Raw genomic sequence first — 26,955 nt, 5'->3', positions numbered from 1 at the left:
GAGAGTAAAACATGATAGATGATTTCAGCGAAAAAGTGATCTCTTTAGTGCAGAAGAGAAAAGACTTACACCCGGATGATCCAGCAATTCAAGCGATTTGGAATGAGATGATAGAAATTTTAAAGGAGAATGAGCAAAGTGCGATATCATTTTTAGATCAATGTGATGAAAAAGAGTTATACTGGCTTAGTGAGATATTTGAGGATTTATCTTCTGAATTTCAAAGTCGAGCATTCATAGATTGTCTTTTTCAATTGCAAAAGAAGTATCCTGATCTGGATATGGAGCAAGACATAGAATATGCGATTCAATCAATAGAAGATTAATAAAGTCGAAAGCCCATTTCAACTCGAATACGAGGTAGTCATGGGTTATTTTTAGATCCTCATTCCAATCGACTACTTTAAAAATCAACCGATCTCCTCCCATGGCAAATGGTATAATGGCAAAAAGGGAGATTCTGGCGCGAGGCCCGAAGGCTCTCATAGCAGAAAGGATGTTATACCACATGCCTACATACAACAAATTGGTGCGGGACAAGATTCCGCATATTATCACATCCAGTGGGAAGGAATGCCGCACACGCATTCTGGACCCGGAGGAATATAAGCAAGAACTAAGAACGAAGCTGCAAGAAGAATCGGAAGAATACATGAGTGCAGGAAGTGATCAGGAAGCGCTGGAAGAACTAGCCGACATGCTGGAGGTTATCCGGGCGCTGGCGGAGGTGCATGGTGCGAATGCGGCACAGCTGGATAAGCTTCGGGCAGACAAAGCCGAGGCACGCGGCGGATTCCAGGAACGGGTGTATCTGATCGATGTCGACGAAGCTTAACGTTAAACTCATTACAGATAACTTGGCAGACGAACTCATTTCCCGGATGCAGCATGCGTCCGGGATTTATATTATGACTTCCTTTATTATGCAGTCTGGTGTGAAGCTGCTTGCTCCGCATTTAAAGCGTGCGGCAGAACGTGGAGCCGAGGTGCGGATGCTCGCGGGAGACTATCTGTATATCACGCAGCCGGAGGGCTTGCGGGCATTGTGTGAGGTCGATCCACGAATTGAAGCAAGACTGTGGCGAAGTATGGGAACTTCTTTTCACCCGAAAGCCTATCTGTTCGATCATGACAACGGGGAAGGACTGCTGATTGTCGGATCGTCGAACTTTTCGTTCACGGCGCTGAAGACGGGGTATGAATGGAATCTCGCAATGAATGCAGAGGCAGAACCATATACGTTCCAGATGGCTTTGGACAAGTTCATGCAGAGCTTCTATCATGAGACGACATTGCCGGTGAACCCGGATTCAATTGCGCTTTATGAAGAAGAGTACCGAAAGTACCACCAGAAGAACCCGGAGATGATCCAGAGGATCACGGAAATGGAAGAAGCGGAGTTTGGCACCGGACTGCCAGAAGAAACAGAGGAAGAAGCCGCCGAGCTGTCGCTTATACCGATCCAGCCGCGGTTTGCGCAGCTCGATGCACTTGAAGCGTTGGAAGGCACGATGGAAGAGCAGTATGACAAGGCGATGGTCGTCATGGCGACCGGGCTTGGCAAAACGTATCTGGCGGGCTTCTTCGCCCAGCGATTCCAAAGGATACTGTTTGTGGCACACCGGGAAGAGATTTTGTTCCAGGCGAAGAAGTCTTTTCAGCGGATTATGCCGGAGCGCAGTCATGGTATCTACAACGGGCAGCATAAGGATGGAGCAGCGGATTGTGTGTATGCTTCGATCTTTACGCTGAGTATGCAGAAGCACCGGGATGGGTTTGCGGCGGATGCTTTTGATCTGATCGTGGTGGATGAGTTCCATCATGCGGCAGCGAAGACGTATATGTCGGTCATTGAGCATTTTCAACCTAAATTTCTGCTGGGCATTACGGCTACTCCGGATCGGCTAGATGGCAAAGACGTATATGCACTCTGTGATGGGAACGTGGCCTACCAGATACATTTTATTGATGCGATCCGGCGAGGATGGCTTGCTCCATTCCAATATTACGGTGTATTCGATGACACGGATTATTCGCAAATTCGCTGGATTGGTACGAAGTATGATGAAGAACAGCTTATGGCGGCTCAGCTACATGAGGAACATGTGGAGAACATCTATTCAGCCTGGATGCGGCATAAACAGACACGAACGATTGGCTTTTGCTCGTCGATCCGTCAGGCAGACTTTTTAGCTGCGTATTTCCGAAGTCAGGGCGTTAAGGTACTTAGTTTGCATTCGCGTACAACGGAGATGTCGCGGGAGGAAGCGATTCGACATCTTGATGCGGGTGAGCTGGAGGTTGTGCTGACGGTGGATCTGTTCAACGAAGGGACGGATATTCCAAGTGTGGATACGCTGCTCTTCGTGCGCCCAACTGAATCACTTACGGTGTTTACCCAGCAGGTGGGCCGAGGTCTGCGGCTGGCGGAAGGTAAATCACATTGTGTCATTATCGACCTGATCGGAAATTACCGGAATGCGGATGTGAAGCTGAGTCTGCTGGATGTGCGTGGCGAGGAAGAACGAAGCGGGAAAGGAATGGATTCGGCTGTGCCGGAAGTTCCAGCCAACTGTGGAATTCATCTGGAGACTCGAGTGGTAAATCTGCTTCAGGAGCTAAGCCGTAAGCGGTTGCCGCGTCGCGAGAAGCTGCAACAAGATTTTCTGGATGTGAAGCGGGAACTCGGGCGTATTCCGACATATCTGGAGCTGCATCTTATGGGACGTTCCAAAAGCATCGGGTATCGGAGCGAATTTGGCTCATATGTTGGGTTTCTTTATCGGGCGGAGATGCTGTCCTCGGTTGAGGCAGAGGTATATGTCCGCCATGAAGCATGGCTGAGGGACGTAGAGAAGACGGTTCTGAACAAAAGCTACAAGATGATTGTGCTGCTGTACATGATGGAGCGAGGCGAAGAGTACTGGATGGACCCGGTGACCCCGGGGGAGTTAGCGAATTTTTTCCATACGTATCTAACAGAGAAGGAGCACCGGAAACGGAAGGACTTTTCGGACAAGGACAAGCTTGCGCTCTGGGAATGGAACGAGAAGACGGCAACTGAGATTGAGAAGTTAATTGTTAAAATGCCAATGTCTATGTGGAGCGGGGCAAGGGGCAGTATGACGCGTTTTGAGGATGGGATATTCTCACTGAACATACAGGTGCAAGATGTGGAGGAACGGGCATTATTATACCGTTGGACAAGGGAGATTTGTCTATATCGATTGCATGCGTATTTTGAGCGTGGGAAAATAAATTAATATAAAAAAGCTGCTTTTGAAATCAGATGGACTGAATTTTAAAAGCAGCTTTTTAATCATAAATATGTACGAATTAGAAAAATTCACTGCGAGTTAACCTCTGCCTCACTTTTTCGTTTCTTTATGAAATCTTCAGGTCCACTTTCTGACTTAATTTCGAGAGATGGGAAGTAGTAATATAGTGAAACTTTAGTATAAGGATCCTGTTTAAGGGACCTTTTAAGACCATAGTTGAGGACATCGGTACATTGATATAAAATTCAGTGAATTCAACTTCAGCGTCATAATATTTTCTAAAGTAGTCTTGACCGATAGGGATTGCCTTTTGATAATATTCCTGCTCTTCTTTATCGGACAGCCTCCCACAAGCAGTTAGTAGGGTCACTAAGACAATGAAAATTAAGCCGTTACGGATATAAGTAAGCAATTGGATTCACACCCTCGTATTTATCATTGGAAAATATTTTAATCTATGGGACTTGGGTAGTAAAGAAATGATGATTACTCATTTTTACAAAGATTAAATCAGGAATTTGGAAGGATGTCTCCACAATATAACTTCTGCTAACAAGGTGGAATCCTATTATAAATGACGGAGAATAATATGAATAGAATTAGAGTTAAACCGGAACAGCTGTTGCATGTATCCAAACAAATGAAAACAGACCAAATCGATAGACTAGTAGATACAAATAATAAAGAATTTTTTAATTATAATAAGAAGGAAGTTGTTTTATATATTGATGCACCGCTAGAGAATATGGGTCGAATTGCATCTGAGAAAATAGATTATATCAGGGGCAAGGGCGTCAAAGTGGTTAACTCGTTGGAAGAATTAAGGGAGGTACTGAAGTAATGGCATCTGCTTTTGTGTTGGTAGAAGAGAACAGTAATATCCCCATAGACCGTTTGGTTCGAGACATACAACAAACTTGTTTGGAAGCAAAGTTAAATTTAGTTTTTGGGATTCAAGATATAGATTCAGAAGAGAACATGAAACATTGTGCCTTAGGCATTTCACTCCCAGACCAACAAGTGTCAGATCATGGTGAGATAAATAATACGATCAGAGTTGATGTATATGATGAACCTGCTCCACATCAATACAGAGAATTAGAATGGAGAGATACTGGGCAGATATATTTTAACACGCTCATTATCGATGAAGTATATCAACATGAAGAGGTCGCACTAACCTTTCTGTATCATTTTCTAATGAGGTACCCACAGATGGTGGTATGGATGGAGGAAGACTGGGTCTATACATTATCTGATCTGGAGAAAGCTCTAAAAACTTCAAATCAATCTGATTGGTGTTATGTGAATCCGAATTCTATATAAGTAACACAAAATCTCTGAGTAGATTTCAAAGATCCTGGAGGACTAGGTAACATCACTAAAAGGCCCTTTTCTTAACGCCAGACAGGAGCCGCTTAATCTTGCTCAAAAAAATGCGGTTATACAGAATTTGAAAAAGCATATCAAACACAATACGGCAGTTGATGTTCATATTGTCGACACTTCAGGGCTAAACAAAGATGTAGTTAAAGGATTGAAGAATGGATTAAAAGATTCTGAAATCAAAATTATTTTTCTCGGATAGAGGTGATTCATTTGGCACAAAGTGCAATTCGTTATGCTAAACAAACAAGGTATATTCAGGATGCTCAATTAGGGGGGGGGATACATCGTATTTTTAAAGTTGTTGATGGTATTAGGTCTGTAGAGATCATCGAATATGAATAGTTGCTAAATGCAATAAACGAATGGTGGAGCGACTTTGAAGATATGCCGCCAGGATTAAAGGATATTGAATTAGACAAATGGCTTACAGATGTAAACCGCAAAGATTATTTTTATTCAATACTAATCAAGGCGCGAGAAAAATGTGATGAATCGCTAAAAGAGGAAATATCCAAATTTATTGAGGTCTTGCATAATTAACATGAGAATGATTGGATAAACTCATTGCAAGCAAGAAGGGGATTTGTCTATATCGACTGTATTGACATCGAGTATAAGACAAAAGATTTTTACAAAAAAGGCTGCTCAAATTCAGTTTATCTGAATTTATAGCAGCTTTTTAGATTCTCTTAAGAATGAAGTACCATATGATCTCGGGAGCTACAATTCTTCATTTGAAGGTTCATCATTGAACTCCCCATGCTTTTTGAAGTTTTCCTTCACAAAAACCATAATAGCCTCATACAAAAAAACCAAGAAATCCTCATCGCCAAACTGAGCAAAATAACCAGCATAGCGGCGATCAGTCACATAGACCTCTGCGATACAAGTCAAAATCTCAGCGTCACACACCATAAATGTTTCAAGGCAGCTTTTCCATTCCCGAATGTACTTTTGCACCTCAACAGAAGCGGGAGACTGATCCTGGTGTTGAGCCAACTTACGAAATATGTGCTCCATGTTGACCGAGAACTGCTGGTAGGTTTGTTGCTGCTCCTCGGCAGACAGCTGGTTCACATTGGTTTCAAATTCTTGATACTTTTCAGTATCCCCGTAAACGAGCTTTGCCTCGGAGTCGTATTGCTCTTGAATGGACAGGATGGGGGAGTCGCCAAACACATTGAGATGAACGATATCCGTACCATCCACATATTCATCCAATTGGTCGATGATGGTTTCGAGCCTTTGCTTTCGTTGCACGAGTGTACTGCGATGCTCTTTTAAGATTTCTTTCTGTTCATCCTTGGAGAGATTCATCATGGCTGCAATATCCTTCAATGAAAAATTCATTTCCTTGAACAATAGAATCGTTTGCAGATTACCAAGTGCTTCCTGATCATAGAACCGATAGCCATTACCCTCGACTTTGGTCGGTTTCAATAGATTGGTTTTATCATAATAATGTAAGGCGCGTTTGGTAACGCCTGTAATCTGAATGATGTCTTTAACGGTGAAATAGAGTGTCTTCATTCCAAAAGTCCTTTGTTTCAGCAAGGATCTCACTTGCCGGAGTGATGGTTGCTTCGGTGATATGTTTGCCTGTTTTGTTCAAATAGTATTGAATTAAATGATAGCCGCAGGCATAGCCAGCAGCATAGGGCATCCCTACGGGAGTAAAGTTCTGCGTTCTTGCAAGATCGTCCCCGTATAGATAGGGATTAATCTGCTCGAAGCCCGTAATATGCAGTCGATCCTTCATTTTCGGTTTAATGATTGTATTTAGGGTTTCCATATTTGTTTTGGCTACCCAGGGTCCTAATAACTCTTCACCATACAGGGACGTGGCGAAGCTCTCCGCAAGCCCCTCACTAACAACCATTTCTCCTAGCGTAACATACGGATCCCACTGAATAAATTGATACCTCACGTTATGATTGCACTCATGAGCTAATACGGATTGGATGCGAGGTAAAGTATATGCATTCGGGATCAGGTTCGCAATAATATAGCCGGGGATTCCACCATCTCCGCAGATTCCTTCATTCATTTGCATTGCCTGACTGTTCTGATCTCCTAATAAAACGGTGTATAGATATTCCGATACCGGAAGCTGAGTGCCATTGTCCGTAAATGTGGTTAGACTTGCCCTCACAGCTTCATCGCATTGCTGCCAAAATGCTTCTGATGATATAGCTGCGAGCGGTTCATTAATCTCAGGCGTAATGCCTAGAGGTGAGATATTCATCAAATTATTCATCATGATAACGTCAAAGCCATGAGGCTCACTTGATTGAAAGGGGATCTGTTGAATGTTCCACTTTGGCATAAATGGACCCAGCATTTGTTGCCTATATAACTCCACCTTTTCATCGGGTGCAGCATGAATAATATTTCCATAGATTTTATCCGAGCGTAACGCGGTAATCTTCATCATCAATCTCTCCTTCATGTAAGTTTGATTTCATTATCAAGTATGACCTTACGTTACAGTCAAGGAGAGAAGAGGAAGGTTATACATATTTTTATGTGTGGTAATTCGATTCTCTCTGTGAGTTCACCTCTTACTGTGAAGAATTAGTCGCTCTTTTTTTATGAATTGAATAAGAAGAAAATTTTCGTTTCATGTTGAAGTATCTTGGAATGAGCTAACGTTTCAAGGGATGGTGCTTTAATTAAGCTAGGGTACTTGTTTACAAATTGGTAGGACCACAATCGTTTCAAACGTTTCTCCAGCAGTTGTGGTAATATGACCACCATACTTTTCAGTGATTTGCCGGACGTTCAAAAGGCCAACCCCGTGAAATTCGCTGTTTTCCTTCAATTTCTTTTTATTTTGATGAGCATAGGAATTTACAATTTGAATGGTGAGCATATGATTGTGAGTGAAAATCCGAATCGATATAAATCGTTCTTCAGGTGTAAGAAGAAGTTGAGCAGCTTCAATTGCGTTATCCAGAATATTTCCGATCACAATGCATAAGTCGTAAGGGTTTATCATATCTAGATTGTTTATGCTCACTTGATATTTAATCTGTATGTTTTTCTCCTTGGAAATATTTATTGCATTATTTAATAAAGCGTCAATGACCAGGTTACCTGTGGCTATTGATAAATAAGAGTTTCCCATCACTTGCAAGGTTTTGCTGATATGCTCAAGTGCTTTTTCTTGTTCTCCTGTTTGAATGCAGGCACGAATATAAACGAAATGTTTATTGGTGTCGTGGATAATTCGTTTGGTCATTTGAAATGAATTCGAGATTTTCTGATAACTAGCATTTTGATAATCAGTTTGTTTGTGTAATTGTTGTAATTCATCTTTCATCTGAAAACTTTCAATCAATTGATCAAATAGATAAATAATGGTGATATTGATCAGTAAGATACCAAATGCTGAAAAAATATACATATTGTTTTCTTGCGTATGAAAGAAAAGCGTATTTAAGATGAGAAGACTGACAATATTAATGAGTCCTAGCACAAGATAGTACCATTTGTTTAACTTATAATCACGTTGCCGTTTAAATAGCTTGATCAGCATAATGAACAAGAAAAAAATAAGCGATGAAAACAATAAAATAAGTAGGCGTGTTTGCTGACTGCCCAAGTCTATATCACTAGGAGTTAAGTGCACTTGTGTAATAAACCCGTATGAGAGAGTTTCTGCTATGAAACCTAGAATGACGTATAGAACGGAAAAAATTGCTTTCGATTCAATCCGAGAAGAGTAACACCAAGAAATAATAAAGGCACTGCTGATTGATAGTAAACCTGTAATTAGAACAGGAAAAAAAGAGACTGAGGATAGATAAATTGTCGTACCGCTCAGAAGATAATGAACAATAATACGTTGTCTGCTCTGCTGGGAAGAGCCAAGTAATGCAAAAAAATAACGGTTTAGCAGAACAAGTTGCAGGAGAGTCGTTCCTAAAAAAGAAAGCAGAGTCAGTATCATATAATAAATTTACCTGCCATGTATTGAGCATATGTATCTTTAATTTGCTTCATTTGAGTTCGGCTTATTGGGAAATCCTGATGGTTGCTCATAATTACTGAATTAGCTGTGAACCCGCGAATATAGTCCATATTAACAATGACTGATCGGTAAACAAGCAGAAAGGGCATTCCTAATTTCTCCGAATAGGATGAAATCGTACCTGTGATTAGAAATTCTTGATCAGTTGTGACAACCTGAAGTTTGTTTTGTACCAAAGAGTGTTTCAATTTTGAGATAGCGATGATTTCTGATACTGGCACAATGTTCTGTCCTCGCTCGTCTTTCAAAAACATGACATGCTTGGCAGTTGAACTGAGGTGATCATAAAGGCGCATCATTTTCGATTCAAAAACGTCATATGTTAAGGGCTTAAGTAAATATTGAAAGGTTAATACATCAAAGCTTTCCATAACATAGTCTGGGTAACTGCTTAAAAATAGGATTGTTACATCTTTGTTGGGGAGTGAACGTATTTGTTTAGCTGTTTCCAATCCATTAATTCCTGACATTTCAATATCAAGAAAGAGGAAATGAAAGTTTTTACAATTTTTACTTAAGTAGTGTTCAAGTAGCTCTTCACCTGACGAAAAATGAGTCAACTGAATTTTGCAGTCATTAATTTTTTCGAAATCACGAAAGAATTGGCTCAAATCTTCGTGAATCTCTTTATCGTCGTCACATACCCCACCGAATAGCACTTCTATTTCCCTCCTAAAGATACCATTTATTAAAAGTATAACGAATTCAGACTATAGATCAACACAAGAGTAGTTACAAAGTCCAACGTGAAGCAGAATGCTTTGGTTTACGATCGTCACGCTAATGCTCACTCAAAATCCGTCATTCCTAGCAATAAAGTCATTCTCCAAAAAAGTATATGAGGAAACAAAATACATCAAAAAATGCAATTCGCATAGATTTTAATACAATTGGCATATTAAGTATTCCATAAATTCGGGTAATCCCTATATATTGTTTTTTAAGGGGATGGAAAAAAATGATAGAGTTGTTGGTTAACGCTACAAGTGAGCAAATGATTCGACACAAGGTGGTCATGCAGAAGGATTTACCGATCATTCGATATGGATTACAGGCGATGACTGAGACATTGCTTATTGCTAGTACAATGATAATAATTTCTATTTTTGGGGGGCGGATGCTAGAAGCTCTGGCCTGGATTGGAACGGTATTCATCGTAAGAAGTTTAGGAGGAGGGAGACACGCCGGGACGTTTTTACAATGCTATTTCATATCTGTAGGTGTTTTTATAGCGTGCATGTTCGTAGTGCATTTATTCGAAAATTCCTTCATTTCGTACCTGATAGGCTGGGGAGCAGCGCTCCTGTTTGTTTTATCTCAAGTATTTTTACGTAAAAAATCAAAGCAAATGAAGCTGCAGAAAATAAGCACGTTAATTACTGCTGTTGCAGTTTTTATATATGGTATTTTTCTTTGGTTTCAAATCACAGATAGTATCATGTTATCAAGCTTGTTGGGTTTAGTCGCTTCACAATTATCTAGATTTTTTGGGGGGAGTCACTTATGAGTTTAGCTCTAATCAAAAGAATTCCATGGAAAATCATTAGTTTATTAGCCATTGCTTTTGTCGTGTTACGAACTAACACTATGTGTTGGTGGATAGCCCATGAACCAGAAATGCCGGAGGAAGTAAAAAAACTACAGTCATTCTAAATTCATAATTGTAATAAATTTGGGCTGGGAGTAGATGGTTATATGGATTGGTATGTACTCTTTGTTGAAACGGGAAAAGAAGATGTCGTACGATCGTTGATTAGCAAATATTTCGACAAGTCTGAGATTCGTGCAATTGTACCCAAACGGAAATTGGTAGAGCGAAGATTAGGTCAGTCTTACGAGGTTTGCAAAACGATGTTTCCTGGCTATGTGCTCGTATATACTCAAATGAATACGAAAATGTATTATGAACTTAAGCAAATACCGAGGTGCTATCGGCTGCTTAATCGTACCCATAGCTCTATCGATAATAATGAACAGAGGAGTGTAATCTACAATCAGGAAGATACACTCGAAACGTACACCTTCTCAAAAATTGAAGAGGAAGAAATGACATTGATCCTCCAACTCATTGGGAAGAGTGAAATGATTGACTGCTCAGCTCTGTACATAGAAAACGCAAAGATAAAAGTATCTAGCGGGCCTTTGAAAGGGAAAGAAGGGATCATAAAAAAAATTGATAAGCGCAAGAGGCGAGCTAGAATTGCTTTGAATTTTATGGGATATGAAAAGTTGCTGGATGTTGGTATTAGTTTATTGGAAAAACCATTGGAGAATGGAAATTTCGGGACTCATTAAAAATTCAGAGTGAAACTAATCGCTGCTTCGGTACGTTGGTGGAGCTCTGTTGTCATAATGCTTGGTCTAGTAGTGTATATGTTGAATATAGACGATCTGGCGAAGCTGTGCCCAAACGGCACTAGACATCAATCAGAATAACCTATCGTGGTAGTTAATAGTCGAATCAGATTGGTAGGTATCGCATTTGATTAGTTATTCTCCTTCATTGTTGTTGCAGGAAATCGAAATGAGTAGACCAGAGAGCAGCATCAAAGCAAGCATATGCATTGCACGATTTGCACACAATTTATATTTTGAAGAGGTCATCCATTGCTTGCACGAAGAAGAATTGGATTATTACACAAATCTTCAAGTCGAAAAAAGAAAGAACAGTTTTTTAATGGGAAGGTTCTGTGCCAAAAAAGCGATCCAATTGTATACGGGTATCGGGGATGATCGGAAAATTTTAATCCGAAGAGGGGTTTTTCAGCAGCCGGTTGTTACAATGCCGTCATACTCAAATATTCAGGTAAGCATAACACATTGTAATGATATGGGGGCGGCTCTTGTTTTCTCAGAAGAGCACGCAATGGGAATCGATATTGAAAAAATATCGGGAGAACCTACTGCAATTAAATCCGTTTTGACGGAAAAGGAAAGAAATCTTATCAAGTCGTTAAATTTGAACCCCAACGTAGCTTTATACTTAATGTGGACAGCAAAAGAAGCATTATCCAAAATATTGAAGACTGGGTTTACAACACCGCCTCAAGTTTTTGAGATTAATCGGATTGACATACAATCAGATTATGTCTCAAGTGAGTATACGAACTTCTCCCAGTTCAGGGCTACATCTTTTCAAGCGGGTCATTACATGCTTTCTATTGTGCACCCAAAGCGAACACTCATGGATGTACATACGTTAAAACATCTAATCTCTAAAACGCAGGCGATCAGCTCCTTTCATTGTTGAACAATGGAATGAGCATTTTTTTTGCATAGATTGATACAGTTTGTATTCGTTTTACGGAAAAGGAGGTGATCGCAATAAATAAGAGACGTGTCGTATTTATGTTTGGCGGGCAAGGTACCCAATACTATCATATGGGGCTTGAGTTATACAAGATGTATCCTGTATTTCGGTCTTGGATGGAACGTTTAGATTCCCACGTATCGAATATCACAGGATTATCAGTCTTAGCTCATTTGTATGACGATCGCAAATCCTTAGCGACGAATTTTGAAAATCTTGTCTATACGCATCCAGCTATATTCATGATCCAATATTCGCTCGCACGTACGTTGATCGATGAAGGGGTTGAGCCAGATTTATTGTTGGGTATGAGCTTGGGCGAATATGTATCTGCTGCTGTGGCTAATGTGGTTGAGGTAGAGGCTGTATTAGAAAACATTCTGATCCAGTCGAAATTGATTGAATCGTCTTGTGAGAGGGGGGGGATGATCACAGTATTGTCAAATGCGGATGTATACGATACCTCTCCTCAGCTCCATATGGCCTGCAGTCTGGTGGCTATCAATTATGATGGTCATTTTGTAATTGCAGGGAGAGATACAAGTCTATCAACTGCAGAAAGCTGGCTAAACTCAAATCGTATTATTCATCAGAGGCTCCCAGTCTCCTATGCGTTTCATAATGCGCAAGTGGAACCCATAAAAGGCGCCTACATGTATCATCTGCAAACCATGACATACAAAGCACCTGTGGTGCCTTGTCTATCTAGTGCAGCAGGAGGTGTATGTGGAAACATAAATGCTTACCTTATGTGGCAGGCGATTCGTGAGCCAATGCGATTAAGTGAGGCAGTGGAAAAGCTAGACCAAAAGCAAGAGTATATATATTTAGACTTAAGCCCTTCTGGCACATTAGCAGCAATAGTCTCGAAAATACATGGGCAAAGAGCCAACTCTACTTATTACCCCATTATCACAAAGTTTAATCAAGATGCTTTACATTTGAGGCGCGCAATAGAGGGGTGTATGAATGGGTTAGTGCTGTAAATAGAGGTTTTCATTAAGACACTGAAAAGCTTGAAGGGTTGAAACATACAAAGTAGGCGTCTCAGATGAGCAACATATATAGAGTGAAAAGAAAACGTTTTCATTAATAAAGAATGTGTGGTGATATATTTTCAATTAGGTTAAGATTAGAAAAAATGGATTATGGAGGGAATCGAGTGAAGGCTCAAGAACAAATGCTAAAAGGGATGTTTGAAGGTCCGATTATTCCAATGATCGTGAGAATTGGTTTACCCATACTGATTGGTAACCTGCTAAATTACGTTTATCTGGTTATTGATACGTACTACATCGCCATGCTAGATCCCACTTCGTCCGCTCTTTTGGCAGGAACAGGTCTGTTATTTCCTCTGTTTTTTATTTTTGAAGCCATCGCCTCGAGTTTGGCAGTCGGTCTCAGTACAGTGACAGGACGGTTGATTGGCGAAAGAAAATTTGAAGAATGCAAAAGTCTTGGAATCAGCGGGTTCATCATGGCAATGGTACTCGGGATTCCATTCATTCTCGTCTGTTATTTGTTCGGACCAGAGTTGATCAATATGCTCGCGGGGACTGGGCTCAGTTCGGAGGCAAAGGCATACGGGCTAGAATTTCTATATTCGTTAGCACCAGGCTTGATCTTTATGATACTGGTACAGGTCTATGGAGGTATCCTTCTTGGCGAGGGACTCACCCATGTGCTGGCGATCGCATTTACACTCATGACAGTCATCAATTTGATTCTTGATCCAATTATGATTTTCGGTCTGGGCATGGGGATCACCGGTGCAGGATTGTCCACGACAATCGCAATGTGCTTTGCGTTTCTGTACGTGGTGCGGTTTCTGCAGAAAGGGAAATCAAGAATCCCTCTGACATTCAGCCTTTCGAGGTTTAATAAACGAATTGTGAAGGAAATTGTTCGCATTGGTTTGCCGCAGTTGTTGATGACCGTTTCCATTTATACAATTACCGTTGTCTACAATAAAATCATTACGACCAATTTCAGCGAAAATGCGATGAATGCCTGGACCTTAACGGGAAGGATCGATCAAGTCTTGATCATACCGATTATTGCAGTTGCAGGTGCTACTACGGTTTTTGTTTCACAGAATTATGGACGTAACCAGCTTGATCGTATCAAAAAAGCGTTGAATGTCAGTATGCTCTTCGTTTTCGGAATGTCTACTGTGATTGCGGCCTTCTACGTATTAGTGGCGCCCTGGTTATTTGCAAGGTTCACTTCTATACCTGAAGTGGTGGAGCTCGCGACCCAACAGGCGCTCATTATTTCATTTACATTCGGGTTCATGGCCATTACATGGACGATCTGCTCCTTCTTTCAAGCGACAGGTCGACCAATGCCGGCCGTCATTATTATGTATATAAGAGTCATCCTCATTATCGGACTCGGCGTATACTTCATCTATGGGTTGGATATGGGGTTAAATGGTATCTTCATCTCCATGGTCATAGGCAATGTTGTGACTTTGCCTATCTCGTTCCTATGGGTGAAGGGACATCTCAAAAAAGTGAAGTTCACATCCATTTTTGATAATCAGTCTCCAGTACCGAGCGAACAGAGGGTATAGATTTTTAACATTGCTAGTTTAGGGATGTAATTAAAGCCTCCATTATCCATTGACCATTGGCGTAAGCAGATGGTTAGGATCATGGGGGCGCTTTTGATGTTGGGACATTCCTCCGTCTAGACGTGTTGAAAATAATGTTGTTCTTTTTTTTTTTTTTTTTGAAAATTTTCAAAAATGTTAAGTCATTCGCCTCGTCTGTCTGAAGAAGACTCATAACTATTCAATTATTAGGAGGAACACGTATGAAATTTAGTTTCTGTACAATCGCCTGGAGACATCGGACGTTAAAGTTGGATGATATGGCCTATATTATTAGCTTACTCGGTTATGACGGCATTGAAATTTGGAGTAAGCACTTGTTCGAATATCAGGCTGCATTGCCTGCCTTAAAGAAACTCCTTTCTCATAGTAAGCTCCAAGTACCAATGATTACGCCTTATTTTGATTTTACGTCTTCCAAAAAGAAATGGAGAGACAGTATTTTGGAAGCCGAAACATTCATCCATCTAGCTAATGAGATCGATTGTCCTATTATTCGTTGCTTTACGGGCAGAGTTGGAAGCGAGTTTGCGACACAACGGGAATGGGAGAGTGGAGTAGAAGGAATACAGGTTATTGCGGATAGAGCAGCTGAGTTCAACATCAAAATTGCGATTGAAACACATGTAAATACACTCGCGGATCGAATTGAATCAATCCAGAAATTATTAAAGGATGTCAACCGTCCGAACGTCGGCTTGGTGCTCGACTTTTATAATCTATATGAAAACGAAAGAGGAATGGACCCTCTACTTGTTATTGAAGAGCTCTATGAGCATACCATTCATGTGCATGCCAAAAATGCGGAGGCAAACTTAGGATTAATTACACCATTCAATTATGTGATGGAAAAAGATCGGGCAATACTTGGCATTCGGAACCTCGCTGATGGAGATCTCGACTATCGGGCTATTCTACATGAATTAAACCGAAGAGACTATCAAGGCTACGTGTCCATTGAGTGTTTCGAAGTGAATCGCAACCCAATTCGCGTCGCTATGGACGAGATAAAGTTTTTAAATGAGACAAAACAGTCAAATTTTCAGCCAACTGTATACACATAAATGGGAAACATGGGAGGTACGCATGGGGAAAAGAACGCTGAATTTATCGGATGAATTATATGATTATATTTTGGACAATTCACTAAGAGAACCTGCGGTTGCGCAGGATCTCCGGGAAGAGACGAATCGTATGCTCATGTCCGCAATGCAAACTCCGCCTGAGCAAGGACAATTTTTAGCGATGATGGTTGAATTATTGAACGCGAGGCAGATTCTTGAGGTAGGTACATTTACCGGATACGGAGCGTTATGGATGGCGCTTTCTTTACCTGAGGGCGGGAAAATAACGAGTCTCGATGTGGATGAGAAATGGTGTACAATGGCCAGGAAATATTGGCGTCAAGCAGGGGTAGAAGAGAAGATCGAATTGATAATCGCGCCAGCTTCCGAGTCGATGCGTCAGCTTCTAAATGATCATAAAGCGAATTTTTACGATATCATCTTTATCGATGCAGATAAGGAAGGCTATCTCGATTATTACGAATTGGCGATTAAGCTTGTACGAGTAGGAGGATTGATCTTACTTGATAATGTGCTTTGGGGCGGCAGTGTCATTAACGAGCTCAACCAGGGACGCGACGTTTGCGCCATCCGTGAAGTCAATAAAAGGGTTCATCTTGATGATCGAGTTACTATGAGCTTAATGCCTATTGGAGACGGTTTAACCTTTGCAATTCGTAGAAAATAATGAAAGGAGCTACAGGATGAAACCTCTCAAACTATTGGATACGTTAAGCAACTCAAATATACACTATGGATTTTATGAGGATGAACTCTATATAGAAAATAGTAAATTAGATCCGAACGTTCAAACGTATTTCGTCAATCATAAAGAGCTGATTATCGATTTTCTTAAAAGTCGTCAATTTATAGATTTAACGGTAATGGATTCGGACACACACTACAAAGGTGGAGCCGGACTTGATTTTTTATTCGTTGAACCTGGCAGCGTGAAAAAGGTCCCGAATGTATATCGAAGCTTTCTCGTAGCAGATATCAATTCCAATCCCAATCTCCTTTACTTTGCCGGCATCATGATTGCTTTATTTGTTCGTTATACGGATGCCAATGTCACCACCTGGAGCATCCATTGCAGAGGAGAACAGTTGAAATTCGACACGTTGAACTACACGAAACAATCTAAGCTTGCGGATATCGTGGAGAACTTGGCTTCCTCAATTATGAAGGAAAAACGCCATGCTCACGATTTAGACAACCTCAATATAGCGCTATGCAATGCTGATTCCAGTCATGTGCTGGCTATGAATATGTCGACCAGTGAAGATCATGTCATCATAACGATGAAGTATAACGCTCACATGATCGCTGGAAATACAATCGATCGAATTGTGAACCATTATTCGACCTATTTATCAGGGTTCATTAGCAACCCAGATGCAGCGCTTTCCACGCTTTCCTATCTTTCGGCAGATGAACTCAGCAGGATCAAAGAATGGGCAGGATTACCAGAACAATATTCGTTCCAAGAGACGCTGTATGATGTATTCGAACAACAAGTCTTCCAGACTCCTGAGGACATTGCTTTTATCTATGATGATAATAAAAGCAATGTTTTTTATATTTCCTATATTGATTTGCTCTGTTCCGTAGATCATTTGGCATTAGAAATCTCGCAATTAAACGTTAGTAATCAGGTTATTGGCTATTATGGCGAGCGGTCCATTTATACCGTAATTGCAATGTTAGCAGTTTGGAAGTCAGGCAATATTTATCTTCCTCTGGACACCTCTTATTCGGAAGAACATCTTCATTACATGATTGAGGATGCTAAAGTCGAACTCATTTTTACAACCGATCAGAGAGTGAGCGAAATTTCGAACTATAGGACAATCGTGATGAACGAGCATCATTTAATCGATGCTGCTTCCTACGAGCCAAGTATTTCGGCAAGCAACTTCTCTTTGGAACGCGACTGCTTAATCATGTATACCTCGGGCTCAACTGGAAAACCGAAAGGTGTCATTCACAAACAGCTGCAATTGATTAATCGTTTTAATTGGATTTGGTCGAATTACCCTTTCAGAGAGAACTCTTGTATGGGTCAACGGACGAGTATGAATTTCATGCCGTCCATGTGGGAGTTTCTGGGGGGGCTACTTAAAGGGGTTCCCACCATCATATTGACTGATTCAATTGTAAAAGATCCGAATAGTCTAGTTCGTGCGATTGCTCGTCATCAGATCTCGCATCTTACCGTCGTCCCTTCGCTACTAAAGCGTATTTTAGAGTCGCCGGAAGATAAGGGATTGTTATCAACGATGCAATTATGTATTACTGCAGGAGAACCGTTGACCGTAGATTTATTGAGACTTTTTAAAGAAATTGTGCCTCAGGCTACGTTATTAAATGATTACGGCGCGACAGAGGTAAACGGTATTTTATATGTAGATTCCAAAACCAATGCAGCCAGAACAGATAAATTGCCCGGGTTTAAACCGATCCGGAATGTAAAAGTGTACGTACTTGATTCGGATTTAAACTTGGCGGGAGTTGGGATTGAGGGTGAACTGCATATCGGAGGGGCGGCATTAGCAACTGGCTACCTCAATGACAACGAAAGCAATGCAAAAAAGTTTATCGAAAATCCATTCAAGGATAGTTCAAGTCCCCGATTATATAAAATGGGCGACTATGGTCGGTATTTACCTGACGGAACGATTGAGTTATTAGGTCGGCGCGATCACCAAGTGAAAATCAGGGGAATTAAACTTGAGTTGACGGGTATTGAACGCGTAATAGAGCAGAACGACGCAATTGTTGAATGTGCTGTTTTTGTTAAGGAACTCAGTCCGGGAGTCAGCCGGTTATACTCGGCTATCGCATTGAGGGATGAGGAATCGATCACAGATGACCAATTATACGAATTCCTGAAACCCAAAATATCCGATTATATGATTCCTTCTTCATTCATTCATGTAGAAAAATTACCAAGGACACCGAACGGTAAAATCGATCGGCAACAATTATTGACTTTAACCGAATTACCTGGAAGTGATCCAAAACCGAGCCTCATTTCCGTGAGTAACATAAAAGAACAGCTCGTTTCCCAAGCAGCACAAACGTTATCCGTTGGACGCTCCTTGATCGAGAGTGGGAAGAAGTTCTATGCGTTAGGCTTTGACTCATTGACCATTGTAGATTTTTTAAACGCTATCAATAAGAGGTTTGGCATATCGTTAGCCATTACGGATCTTTACGATCGTGCAAGCATAGACGAGTTAACATCGTATATCCATTCCAAGAACGACAACATCATAATTGAATTACAGTCTGATTTAAGTCCGGAGTCGAAACCTGAACCTGAATCTGAACCAAAGATTGAACCTCATTCTGAATCAACCGTTGTAACGGAAGCCACGGTTTCTATTGAGGTCACAGCAATCAATGATATTTTGGCTGATTTAGCAGCGAACGTTCTTCAAGTAGAGCGTTCATTGATTGAAAATGGGAAGAAGTATTATGCACTGGGTTTCGATTCATTGACTATTGTGGACTTTTTAAATCTAGCGAATAAAAAATTCGGAACCAAACTTGCCATTAGCGACTTGTACGATTTTTCAAGCATTGATGAACTAGGTGCGTATATGAGCAACCAGAAAAATATGAACATTATGCCTGAACCTGTTGCTTTTTCAAGCCCAGTACCTGCTATATCGAATGAAGCTGCAAATGAACGGAAAGAAGCTGCGAATACACCTAAGAAAATTGCCATCATCGGGTTGGCGTGCAAATACGGCGGTGCTAATTCTGCTGATGAATATTGGAATAATCTTAAAAATGGCATTGATTCCATCCAGGTCGTTCCTGAGCAGCGATGGTCGATTGAGAACTATTACGATCCTGATATAAGAGCAGATAACAAAACAATGAGTAAGTGGGGAGGGTTTGTAGCCGATATTGATCGTTTCGATGCAGATTTCTTTTCAATCACGCCGATTGAAGGCGAGAATATGGACCCACAGCAGCGAATTTGCCTCGAAGAGTGTTATCATGCGCTGGAAGATGCGGGATATTCAGAATTTGATCTGAGCAACAAAAATGTTGGGGTTTTTATAGGTGCAAGGCCAGGAGATTATATCAATCTTATTAAAGAAGGTGGACATCCACCAAATCCGTATAGCTTGATGGGTAATGATTTTGCAATTTTGGCGGCGAGGGTAGCCTACTTCCTCAATTTAAAAGGACCTGCTATTAGCTTGGATACCGCTTGTTCTTCTTCACTCGTTGCCATTCACCTTGCGGCGTCAAGCATTCTAAAAGGTGAATGCGAAATGGCACTGGCTGGGGGGATCTGTATCATGTCCACGCCAGATCTTTATTTGACCTCTTCCAAGCTGGGAATGTTATCTCCCGATGGTAGATGTAAAGCTTTCGATAACCATGCGAACGGCTTTGTTCCTGGTGAAGGTGCAGGAATCGTTGTGCTCAAGGAACTGGATCAGGCTATTGCAGATAACGACCATATTTACGGCGTGATCTCTGCTTCGGGCATCAATCAGGATGGTAAAACGAATGGTATTACCGCGCCAAGTGCCATGAGTCAAGTTAATTTGCTCCGAGCGATCTATGAGGATAACCAGATAGACCCTGCGTCTATTGATTATGTGGAGACGCACGGAACAGGGACCAAACTTGGCGATCCCATTGAGATTAAGGCGCTTTCCGATGTATTTGGAGAAAACGGGATGGAAAAGGAATCTTGTCCGATTGGGTCCGTCAAAACGAATATCGGGCACACGATAGGCGCTGCAGGTGTGGCGGGGTTAATCAAAATCATCATGTCACTGAAACATCAAGCGATTCCTCCAACGCTGCATTATGAACAGGCGAATGAGCATATCGACTTCAAGAACAGCCCTTTTTATGTAAATACGACATTGAAAGAATGGAGGCCGAAGCCCACGCCAAGAAAAGCAGCGGTCAGTTCGTTCGGGTTCAGCGGCACGAATAGTCATGTTGTCATTGAGGAGTATAGTGGTGACACGAACCGGCCCAATTCTGATCATTCATATCACCTAATTCCTATATCCTCCAAGTCGATAAAGAGTTTAAGGGGCAAAATCGGTCAGCTTCGTGAATGGTTAAAAGCCTCAGATGGACAAACGATTGGAGATATCGCTTTTACACTTAGCGTAGGGCGGACTCATTTTGACGAACGGATCTCCTTTATCGTAGAGAGCAAAGAAGAATTACTGGCCATGTTGGAGAATGATTATTCGAACGTGCAAGGTAAAACAACCGTTAATCCCGATTCTACGGTATGCGATAACTTGATTGGCAAATTAACGGCGACGGATCCTGATTCTCCTGCATATAAGGTATATTTGGAAAGTTTGAGAGACCTTTATATTAGTGGATGCGAGATTAATTGGCGGAAATTGTACGAGAATCGTCCGTATCAGAAAATTTCACTACCTGTCTATCCGTTTGAGAAGAAACGGTATTGGATTGAGCCAGTGCGCAATGAACAGAGCCGTTTAACGACGTCTGTGGGGCATACGTTTTTTGACAATATCTTAAGAGAAAGACACAACATACATTATACGGTGAACTTGAACAATCAAAGTGAGCTCGTGAAAGATCATGTCATTCATGGGGATGTGGTCGTTCCTGGGGCTTTTTATCTGGAAATGGTCATGAAAGCATTGGAAATGTACCATGTCACGTATGAGGAGATCGCAATTGACAATTTGAGGTTGCTGCAATCCGTTGTGCTGAGGGAGCAGGATACCTGCCTCACACTCTCTATAGATACGTCGGCCATGACGTTTGTTGTCAGTAGCGGGGATAACATCGTCGTCACTGGCGCGTACAGTACATCACAGGATCGTGTACCAGAATCATTCGATCTCGATCATTTTGTTGCACATGCTCACGTAAGTTTCAATAAGAACGAGATCTATCGACAGCACTTGGGGGCAAGTGTCCAGTATGGCCCAACTTATCGAGTTGTCCAAACGGTATATAACCGCAATGATGAATTGTTGGCCCGCTTGGATGATGGGTTGGAACCTGTTCGCTATAAAAATGGAATTATTCATCCAATCCTGCTTGACGGCGCTTTGCATGCCGTTGTTGGTAGTAAACAATGGAGGTCACTCAATGCTACATATTTGCCCTACTCGATTGGCAAAGTCAGAATTTATCGAAAGCTTGTCGCTCCCTGTTATTCTCGGATCAAAATTACCGATCATAATGTAACGAATCGTTATATGAAATGCCAGATTGCTATTTATGATCGAGACGGTCAACCGCTCGTAGCAATTGATGATTTCGTACTGAAGGCATTACCGGAGAAAGCGCCAAAATTACTCTATTATGCACCTCATTGGATAGAAAGGTCTATTCCCAGCGGTCAAAATTTCAAACAAGAAACCGTCATTTTATTGGATCGCGATGAATCGAATTACAAAGTACTAACGGAGTCCAATCTGGTTGGGAAGGTCATTCTGGTTAAAGCCGGACCTCAATTTAAAGCTGAGTATCCGATTTATCAAATCAATGTTCATAACGAACTCGATTATCATACGCTACTTGAACATTTTGCAATACATGGAATTGATTTTACGAATCTACTGGTAGTTCCTGAAATCACCAATACCAACGAATCGCCATTGAATCAGGCAAAAGAGGTGGCACATCCGTTGTTTTTGCTATGCAAAGCATTGATAAGAGTAACCGGGAAACGAAATTACAATGTTTTAGCTTTACTCAATGCCAACCATCATGAGAATTATCCTTTTTATGCGGGACTCGGTCCTATGATGCAAACGATCAGTTTGGAACATCCGACTCTCCGGTTTCGAACATTGGCCCATCACTGGCTGAATGTGGATGCTCAGAAGGTATTTGAGGAGCTCTTCCATCATGCTTCTTCGAATGAAATTAAATATGACCATAACGTGAGAATGGAAAAAGAACTGCAGGAAGCTAAGGTTGCATCGTCAAGTAACGTAGAATTTAAGGGTGTGTACCTTATCACTGGTGGATTAGGCGGAATTGGCCATGTTGTAGCGAGTTATCTTAGTCGATATCCGCTAGCTACCATCGTTCTGCTTGGTAGGTCCCCGCATGATGCGAGTACGAATCGACTGCTTGCCTCAATCCCTGGTGACCGTGTCATTTATAAAAGTTGCGACCTTGCTGTTGAGAGCGATGTAAAGCAGGTAATCGTCGATATCACTCGAGAGCTTGGACCTGTCAAAGGTATTTTTCATTGCGCTGGGGTCATCAAAGACCGGCTATTTTTCCAAAAAGAATGGAGCGACTTTGGACAGGTTATGGAAGCTAAAGTAGCTGGAACGGTCTACTTGAATAAATACACTGACAATGTAGATTTTATGGTCTATTTCTCGTCGGTTACCTCAACCTTTGGGAATAAAGGTCAGTCCGATTATGCCTATGCGAATGGGTTTATGGATTATTTTGCTGCATATCGAGATGGCGAATGTCAAAAAGGATATGCATCCGGCAAGACTATCTCGGTCAATTGGCCACTCTGGATATCGGGAGGAATGCAATTATCGGAGTCGGACAAACATCGCATGAAACAGGAAAAGGGATGGGAGGGTTTACCCGACGAGGTTGGCATGGATGCGCTGTTTTCGATTTTATCGAGTGGTTACCAGAACATTGGGGTTCTGTATGGGTACGAAAACAATCTTCGACTTCCAGTAAACCAGACCGTCACCGATCGGGATGTGGATTCCAGTCATATTGGGATCGAAACGAGTCAGCCAGAGATCGATAAAGAGAAAGTAAAAGAAGAAATTGCTGGAATGATTGCTGCAGTTACTAAAATGTCCGTGAAGCAAGTGATCGGTAAAAAGAGCTTTGAGCAATTCGATTTCAATTCTCTCATGATTATGGAGCTGACCGATCGACTAGAGAAGGTTTTCGGTTCGATATCCAGCACTCTTTTCTATGAGTACAATTCGTTGAATGAGCTTGCCGATTATGTTATAGACCATTATCACGAAGTATTGCTGGCTAAATATGTTGCCTCAACCAATCAAGTTGTTATGGGTGAACGTGATCTGATTAAAAACCGGGCAATATCGAAAGGCGAGCCGGAAACAGTGATGATAGAGGTTCCCATTGCGGATAACAAGGAAAGAACAATTGCTTCAAGTCATAGTCGTTATCCTGGTGTGCAGGACATCGCTATTATCGGCTTAGCGGGACGTTATCCAGGTGCTAACAGTACAGATGCGCTATGGGAGTTATTAAAGAACGGAAAGAGCAGCATTTCCGAGATTCCGAAGGACAGATGGGATTGGAAAACCTATTATACCGAGGATAAAAAGGCGTTTGGCGGGATTTACACCAAGTGGGGCGGTTTTATTGACGATATCGATAAGTTTGATCCGATCTTTTTTGGCATATCGCCAAGAGAAGCAGAGCAAATGGACCCGCAAGAGCGATTATTTTTAGAAACGGTATATGCGAGTATCGAGGATGCGGGATACACACCTGAGAATTTGTGTGCATCGAGAAGAGTCGGCGTCTTCGTTGGCGCGATGAATGCGGACTACATCACTGGGGCCTCATTCTGGTCCATCGCGAACCGTGTTTCTTACGTGATGAACTTTCAAGGGCCAAGCATGGCCGTCGATACTGCGTGCTCTTCTTCGCTGGTGGGGATTCATATGGCGGTGGAAAGCCTTTATAACGGAACGAGTGAATGTGTCATTGCCGGTGGCGTCAATTTAATTGTAGACCCTTACCATTATCAACGGTTGTCCGGAAAAACGATGCTGTCTTCAGGTCGTGAATGCAAGGCATTTGGCGCTGGAGCAGACGGTTTTGTAGACGGGGAGGGAGTCGGAGCGGTTGTCTTAAAGCCACTATCAGCCGCTGAACGTGACGGCGATCATATTTACGGCGTGATCAAAGGAACGATGATCAATGCGGGAGGAAGAACGAACGGATACACCGTTCCCAATCCAAATATGCAGCGCCAATTGACCAAAGAAGCGCTGCGGCGGGCCAATATGGATGCAAGAACGATTAGCTATATTGAAGCGCACGGCACAGGTACGGAGCTGGGCGATCCAATTGAGGTCGCGGCGCTGGCAGGTGCGTTCGAAGAGAATACGACCGATAAGCAGTTTTGCGCAATCGGATCGATCAAGTCGAACATCGGACATTTGGAAAGCGCAGCGGGGATTGCAGGTTTGACCAAAGTGCTGCTGCAAATGAAGTATGGGCAGATTGCACCCTCCCTGCATGCTAGGGAATTGAATCCACGCATTGATTTCAACAGAATGCCGTTTTTCGTCCAGCAGGAGTTGTCTGAGTGGGTACGGCCGGTCATTAACAACACGCGATATCCGCGGCGTGCTGGATTATCTTCCTTTGGCGCAGGGGGCGCAAATGCGCACGTCATCATTGAGGAATACATGCAGGCAGAGACAACAAGCGATAACCTGGCGTACAGCCTTCATAATCCGGTTATCATCTTGTTATCGGCCAAGAGCGACGAGAAGCTTCGGGAGCATGCCGGAAATTTGTTGGCTTGGATAAGAAAAGATCAGTATACGAACAGGGATTTGATCCGTATCGCGTATACGCTCCAAGTCGGACGGGTTGCGATGGAAGAGCGGTTGGCGATAACGATAACTTCTTTGGAGCAATTGGAACGTAAGCTCACTGCATTTGTAGAACATCTAGGTGAAGTAGAAGACATGTATCGAGGGCATGTGACAGGCGATAAAGCGTTGGGAGCAGTGCTAGGATTCGATGAAGACATTCAGCTTGCCATTGAATCGTGGATTAACAAAGGAAAATACGATAAGCTTCTTAGCTTGTGGGTAACCGGCCTAGACGTCGACTGGGCTAAACTATACAGCCAAAAGAAGCCTGAAAGAATTAGCTTGCCAACGTATCCTTTCGCCCGGGAACGTTATTGGCTGACGGAAAGAGAAGCTCCAGCAGGGAATAACAGTCAAGTGTTCGTGCAGGCAGTGGGTTATTTGAACCCGTTACTCCATCGCAACACTTCGAATTTGGAAGAGCAGCGATTCAGCAGTACGCTGACCGGTAAAGAGTTTTTCTTGAAGGATCATGTCGTGATGGGTGAGAACATATTGCCCGGAGCAGCCTACATGGAGATGACCAGAGCAGCGCTGCGGCAATCCGCTTTATGGGGAGAAGATCATGATATTCGATTGAAAAATATCTTATGGTCAACACCTTTTGCTGTGAATGGATCAAGTCTAGAGCTGCATATCGGAATCTATCCCGAAGAAGATCGGGAAATTGGTTTTGAGATATACAGCGAGGGCGCGAATGGGGAAGAAGAGACGGTCGTTCATTGTCAAGGGCGAGCGGTCTTTTTGTCAAAGACCAGTCACGAGCATGCACAAGAGGTCGATATTCGTGCGGTGCAAGCCGACTGCAGTGAGCGTTTCATCGGCAGTACTGAATGCTACGAGCGGTTTAGCGCGCTCGGGGTCGATTATGGAAGCGGCCATAAAGGGATTGAGTACTTATATATCGGAGAACGCCAAGTATTAGCTAAGCTGATCATACCGGAATCAGTAAGCGCGAGCGCGGGTGACTATATCCTGCATCCAAGCCTGATGGACTCCGCAATCCAGGCCACAATCGGCTTGACCATCGGCAACCAAGCGGGAGAGGGAATCAGCGAACGAACAACGAAGGTGCCATTCGCGCTCGAAGAGTTGGACATTATTGGCCAATGCAGTCAGTGTATGTGGGCAATCGTCAGAATGAGCGATGGCGTTAATACCGATCAACACATGCAAAAGCTGGATATCGACCTGTGTGATGAGAACGGGGTGATCCAGGTACGGATGAGAAAATTTGCATTCAGATTGCTGGAAGCAGAAAGCGAGGGCATGGTTTATGTTGGTTAGAACAATTGAAGGTACTCATTCCAATGCGAGTCTGCATGCCGCCGAGGATCAAGCGGGTGCAGGCTCCTTAATGCTGCATCCAATATGGAAAAAAACAGACCGCATCCTGGTAGCTAGTATACCGTATGAACAACGCGAAGTCATTTTGTGCGAATCGGACCAGCAGATAACCTCCGAACAGTTGGAATCTCGACTTCAAGGGGCGAGATGCCGAATTTTTCGAAGTGAATCTACGGATTTAAGTACACGGTATGAACAATACGCAAAGCAATTGTTTATTGCTGTTAAAAGGATGCTTGCAAGTAAGCCAAAAGGCAATATTCTCATTCAACTTGTTGTTTTCGCAAGCGGCGATAAAGAACTGTT

Annotated in this window: 18 protein-coding genes; 14 read left to right on the top strand and 4 right to left on the bottom strand. The window is 42.2% G+C overall.

Annotated features, from left to right (window positions below):
* The first annotated feature begins 11 nt into the window (after window positions 1-11).
* The 5 genes from ABGV42_RS16695 (at window position 12) to ABGV42_RS16675 (ending at window position 4,604) form a co-directional block, all read left to right on the top strand.
* On the top strand, window positions 12-326 hold the full coding sequence (locus ABGV42_RS16695) for a hypothetical protein (RefSeq protein ID WP_347382642.1): 315 nt from the start codon (window positions 12-14) through the stop codon (window positions 324-326).
* A gap of 182 nt (window positions 327-508) precedes the next feature.
* Window positions 509-835, top strand: coding sequence for a nucleoside triphosphate pyrophosphohydrolase (locus ABGV42_RS16690; protein WP_105405575.1), 327 nt, complete (start codon window positions 509-511; stop codon window positions 833-835).
* The gene (locus ABGV42_RS16685; protein WP_347382641.1) at window positions 819-3,263 is read left to right on the top strand and encodes a DEAD/DEAH box helicase family protein; all 2,445 of its coding nucleotides are present in this window, start codon (window positions 819-821) and stop codon (window positions 3,261-3,263) included. The genes ABGV42_RS16690 and ABGV42_RS16685 overlap by 17 nt, the downstream gene beginning before the upstream one ends.
* Before the next feature lie 604 nt (window positions 3,264-3,867).
* Window positions 3,868-4,119 (top strand): hypothetical protein, encoded by a 252-nt coding sequence (locus tag ABGV42_RS16680; protein ID WP_347382640.1) that lies wholly within the window; start codon window positions 3,868-3,870, stop codon window positions 4,117-4,119.
* Window positions 4,119-4,604: a hypothetical protein gene (locus tag ABGV42_RS16675; protein WP_341173959.1), complete on the top strand. Its 486-nt coding sequence runs from the start codon at window positions 4,119-4,121 to the stop codon at window positions 4,602-4,604. Before ABGV42_RS16680 ends, ABGV42_RS16675 begins: the two co-directional genes overlap by 1 nt.
* Before the next feature lie 783 nt (window positions 4,605-5,387).
* Here the strand turns inward: ABGV42_RS16675 and ABGV42_RS16670 are convergent.
* The 4 genes from ABGV42_RS16670 to ABGV42_RS16655 all read right to left on the bottom strand — a co-directional run bounded on the left by ABGV42_RS16670 (window position 5,388) and on the right by ABGV42_RS16655 (window position 9,359).
* Window positions 5,388-6,197, bottom strand: coding sequence for a MerR family transcriptional regulator (locus tag ABGV42_RS16670; RefSeq protein ID WP_347382639.1), 810 nt, complete (start codon window positions 6,195-6,197; stop codon window positions 5,388-5,390).
* The gene (locus ABGV42_RS16665) at window positions 6,172-7,098 is read right to left on the bottom strand and encodes a DUF2268 domain-containing protein (RefSeq protein WP_347383274.1); all 927 of its coding nucleotides are present in this window, start codon (window positions 7,096-7,098) and stop codon (window positions 6,172-6,174) included. Before ABGV42_RS16665 ends, ABGV42_RS16670 begins: the two co-directional genes overlap by 26 nt.
* Before the next feature lie 246 nt (window positions 7,099-7,344).
* On the bottom strand, window positions 7,345-8,619 hold the full coding sequence (locus tag ABGV42_RS16660) for a sensor histidine kinase (protein WP_347382638.1): 1,275 nt from the start codon (window positions 8,617-8,619) through the stop codon (window positions 7,345-7,347).
* Window positions 8,616-9,359, bottom strand: coding sequence for a LytR/AlgR family response regulator transcription factor (locus tag ABGV42_RS16655; protein WP_347382637.1), 744 nt, complete (start codon window positions 9,357-9,359; stop codon window positions 8,616-8,618). The genes ABGV42_RS16660 and ABGV42_RS16655 overlap by 4 nt, the downstream gene beginning before the upstream one ends.
* Window positions 9,360-9,658: 299 nt before the next feature.
* Between ABGV42_RS16655 and ABGV42_RS16650 the strand changes: the two genes are divergently transcribed.
* The 9 genes from ABGV42_RS16650 to ABGV42_RS16615 all read left to right on the top strand — a co-directional run bounded on the left by ABGV42_RS16650 (window position 9,659) and on the right by ABGV42_RS16615 (window position 26,589).
* The gene (locus ABGV42_RS16650) at window positions 9,659-10,207 is read left to right on the top strand and encodes an accessory gene regulator B family protein (protein WP_347382636.1); all 549 of its coding nucleotides are present in this window, start codon (window positions 9,659-9,661) and stop codon (window positions 10,205-10,207) included.
* On the top strand, window positions 10,204-10,353 hold the full coding sequence (locus tag ABGV42_RS31880) for a cyclic lactone autoinducer peptide (protein WP_402874843.1): 150 nt from the start codon (window positions 10,204-10,206) through the stop codon (window positions 10,351-10,353). Before ABGV42_RS16650 ends, ABGV42_RS31880 begins: the two co-directional genes overlap by 4 nt.
* A gap of 42 nt (window positions 10,354-10,395) precedes the next feature.
* Window positions 10,396-10,995, top strand: a complete 600-nt coding sequence (gene loaP / locus ABGV42_RS16645; RefSeq protein ID WP_347382635.1) for an antiterminator LoaP — start codon at window positions 10,396-10,398, stop codon at window positions 10,993-10,995.
* Window positions 10,996-11,224: 229 nt separating this feature from the next.
* Window positions 11,225-11,950, top strand: a complete 726-nt coding sequence (locus ABGV42_RS16640) for a 4'-phosphopantetheinyl transferase family protein (protein WP_347382634.1) — start codon at window positions 11,225-11,227, stop codon at window positions 11,948-11,950.
* A gap of 98 nt (window positions 11,951-12,048) precedes the next feature.
* The gene (locus tag ABGV42_RS16635) at window positions 12,049-12,996 is read left to right on the top strand and encodes an acyltransferase domain-containing protein (protein ID WP_347382633.1); all 948 of its coding nucleotides are present in this window, start codon (window positions 12,049-12,051) and stop codon (window positions 12,994-12,996) included.
* Window positions 12,997-13,172: 176 nt separating this feature from the next.
* Window positions 13,173-14,585 (top strand): MATE family efflux transporter, encoded by a 1,413-nt coding sequence (locus ABGV42_RS16630; protein WP_347382632.1) that lies wholly within the window; start codon window positions 13,173-13,175, stop codon window positions 14,583-14,585.
* Window positions 14,586-14,827: 242 nt separating this feature from the next.
* Window positions 14,828-15,688, top strand: coding sequence for a sugar phosphate isomerase/epimerase family protein (locus ABGV42_RS16625; protein WP_347382631.1), 861 nt, complete (start codon window positions 14,828-14,830; stop codon window positions 15,686-15,688).
* A gap of 22 nt (window positions 15,689-15,710) precedes the next feature.
* Entirely contained in the window at window positions 15,711-16,376 is a 666-nt protein-coding gene (locus ABGV42_RS16620; RefSeq protein ID WP_347382630.1) for an O-methyltransferase, read from the top strand.
* Window positions 16,377-16,392: 16 nt separating this feature from the next.
* The gene (locus ABGV42_RS16615) at window positions 16,393-26,589 is read left to right on the top strand and encodes an SDR family NAD(P)-dependent oxidoreductase (RefSeq protein ID WP_347382629.1); all 10,197 of its coding nucleotides are present in this window, start codon (window positions 16,393-16,395) and stop codon (window positions 26,587-26,589) included.
* Window positions 26,590-26,955: the final 366 nt, after the last annotated feature.

It is taken from the genome of Paenibacillus pabuli (assembly GCF_039831995.1).
Classification (GTDB): Bacteria; Bacillota; Bacilli; order Paenibacillales; family Paenibacillaceae; genus Paenibacillus; species Paenibacillus pabuli_C.
The sequence above is the reverse complement of the archived record's forward strand: the minus strand, read 5'-3'. Positions and strand labels throughout refer to the sequence as shown.

Bases quoted from the DNA above. Each gene is read 5' to 3' on its own strand.
- ABGV42_RS16695 (WP_347382642.1), top strand. From the start codon at position 12: ATGATAGATGATTTCAGCGAAAAAGTGATCTCTTTAGTGCAGAAGAGA.
- ABGV42_RS16690 (WP_105405575.1), top strand. From the start codon at position 509: ATGCCTACATACAACAAATTGGTGCGGGACAAGATTCCGCATATTATC.
- ABGV42_RS16685 (WP_347382641.1), top strand. From the start codon at position 819: ATGTCGACGAAGCTTAACGTTAAACTCATTACAGATAACTTGGCAGAC.
- ABGV42_RS16680 (WP_347382640.1), top strand. From the start codon at position 3,868: ATGAATAGAATTAGAGTTAAACCGGAACAGCTGTTGCATGTATCCAAA.
- ABGV42_RS16675 (WP_341173959.1), top strand. From the start codon at position 4,119: ATGGCATCTGCTTTTGTGTTGGTAGAAGAGAACAGTAATATCCCCATA.
- ABGV42_RS16670 (WP_347382639.1), bottom strand. From the start codon at position 6,197: ATGAAGACACTCTATTTCACCGTTAAAGACATCATTCAGATTACAGGC.
- ABGV42_RS16665 (WP_347383274.1), bottom strand. From the start codon at position 7,098: ATGAAGATTACCGCGTTACGCTCGGATAAAATCTATGGAAATATTATT.
- ABGV42_RS16660 (WP_347382638.1), bottom strand. From the start codon at position 8,619: ATGATACTGACTCTGCTTTCTTTTTTAGGAACGACTCTCCTGCAACTT.
- ABGV42_RS16650 (WP_347382636.1), top strand. From the start codon at position 9,659: ATGATAGAGTTGTTGGTTAACGCTACAAGTGAGCAAATGATTCGACAC.
- ABGV42_RS31880 (WP_402874843.1), top strand. From the start codon at position 10,204: ATGAGTTTAGCTCTAATCAAAAGAATTCCATGGAAAATCATTAGTTTA.
- loaP (WP_347382635.1), top strand. From the start codon at position 10,396: ATGGATTGGTATGTACTCTTTGTTGAAACGGGAAAAGAAGATGTCGTA.
- ABGV42_RS16640 (WP_347382634.1), top strand. From the start codon at position 11,225: ATGAGTAGACCAGAGAGCAGCATCAAAGCAAGCATATGCATTGCACGA.
- ABGV42_RS16635 (WP_347382633.1), top strand. From the start codon at position 12,049: ATGTTTGGCGGGCAAGGTACCCAATACTATCATATGGGGCTTGAGTTA.
- ABGV42_RS16625 (WP_347382631.1), top strand. From the start codon at position 14,828: ATGAAATTTAGTTTCTGTACAATCGCCTGGAGACATCGGACGTTAAAG.
- ABGV42_RS16620 (WP_347382630.1), top strand. From the start codon at position 15,711: ATGGGGAAAAGAACGCTGAATTTATCGGATGAATTATATGATTATATT.
- ABGV42_RS16615 (WP_347382629.1), top strand. From the start codon at position 16,393: ATGAAACCTCTCAAACTATTGGATACGTTAAGCAACTCAAATATACAC.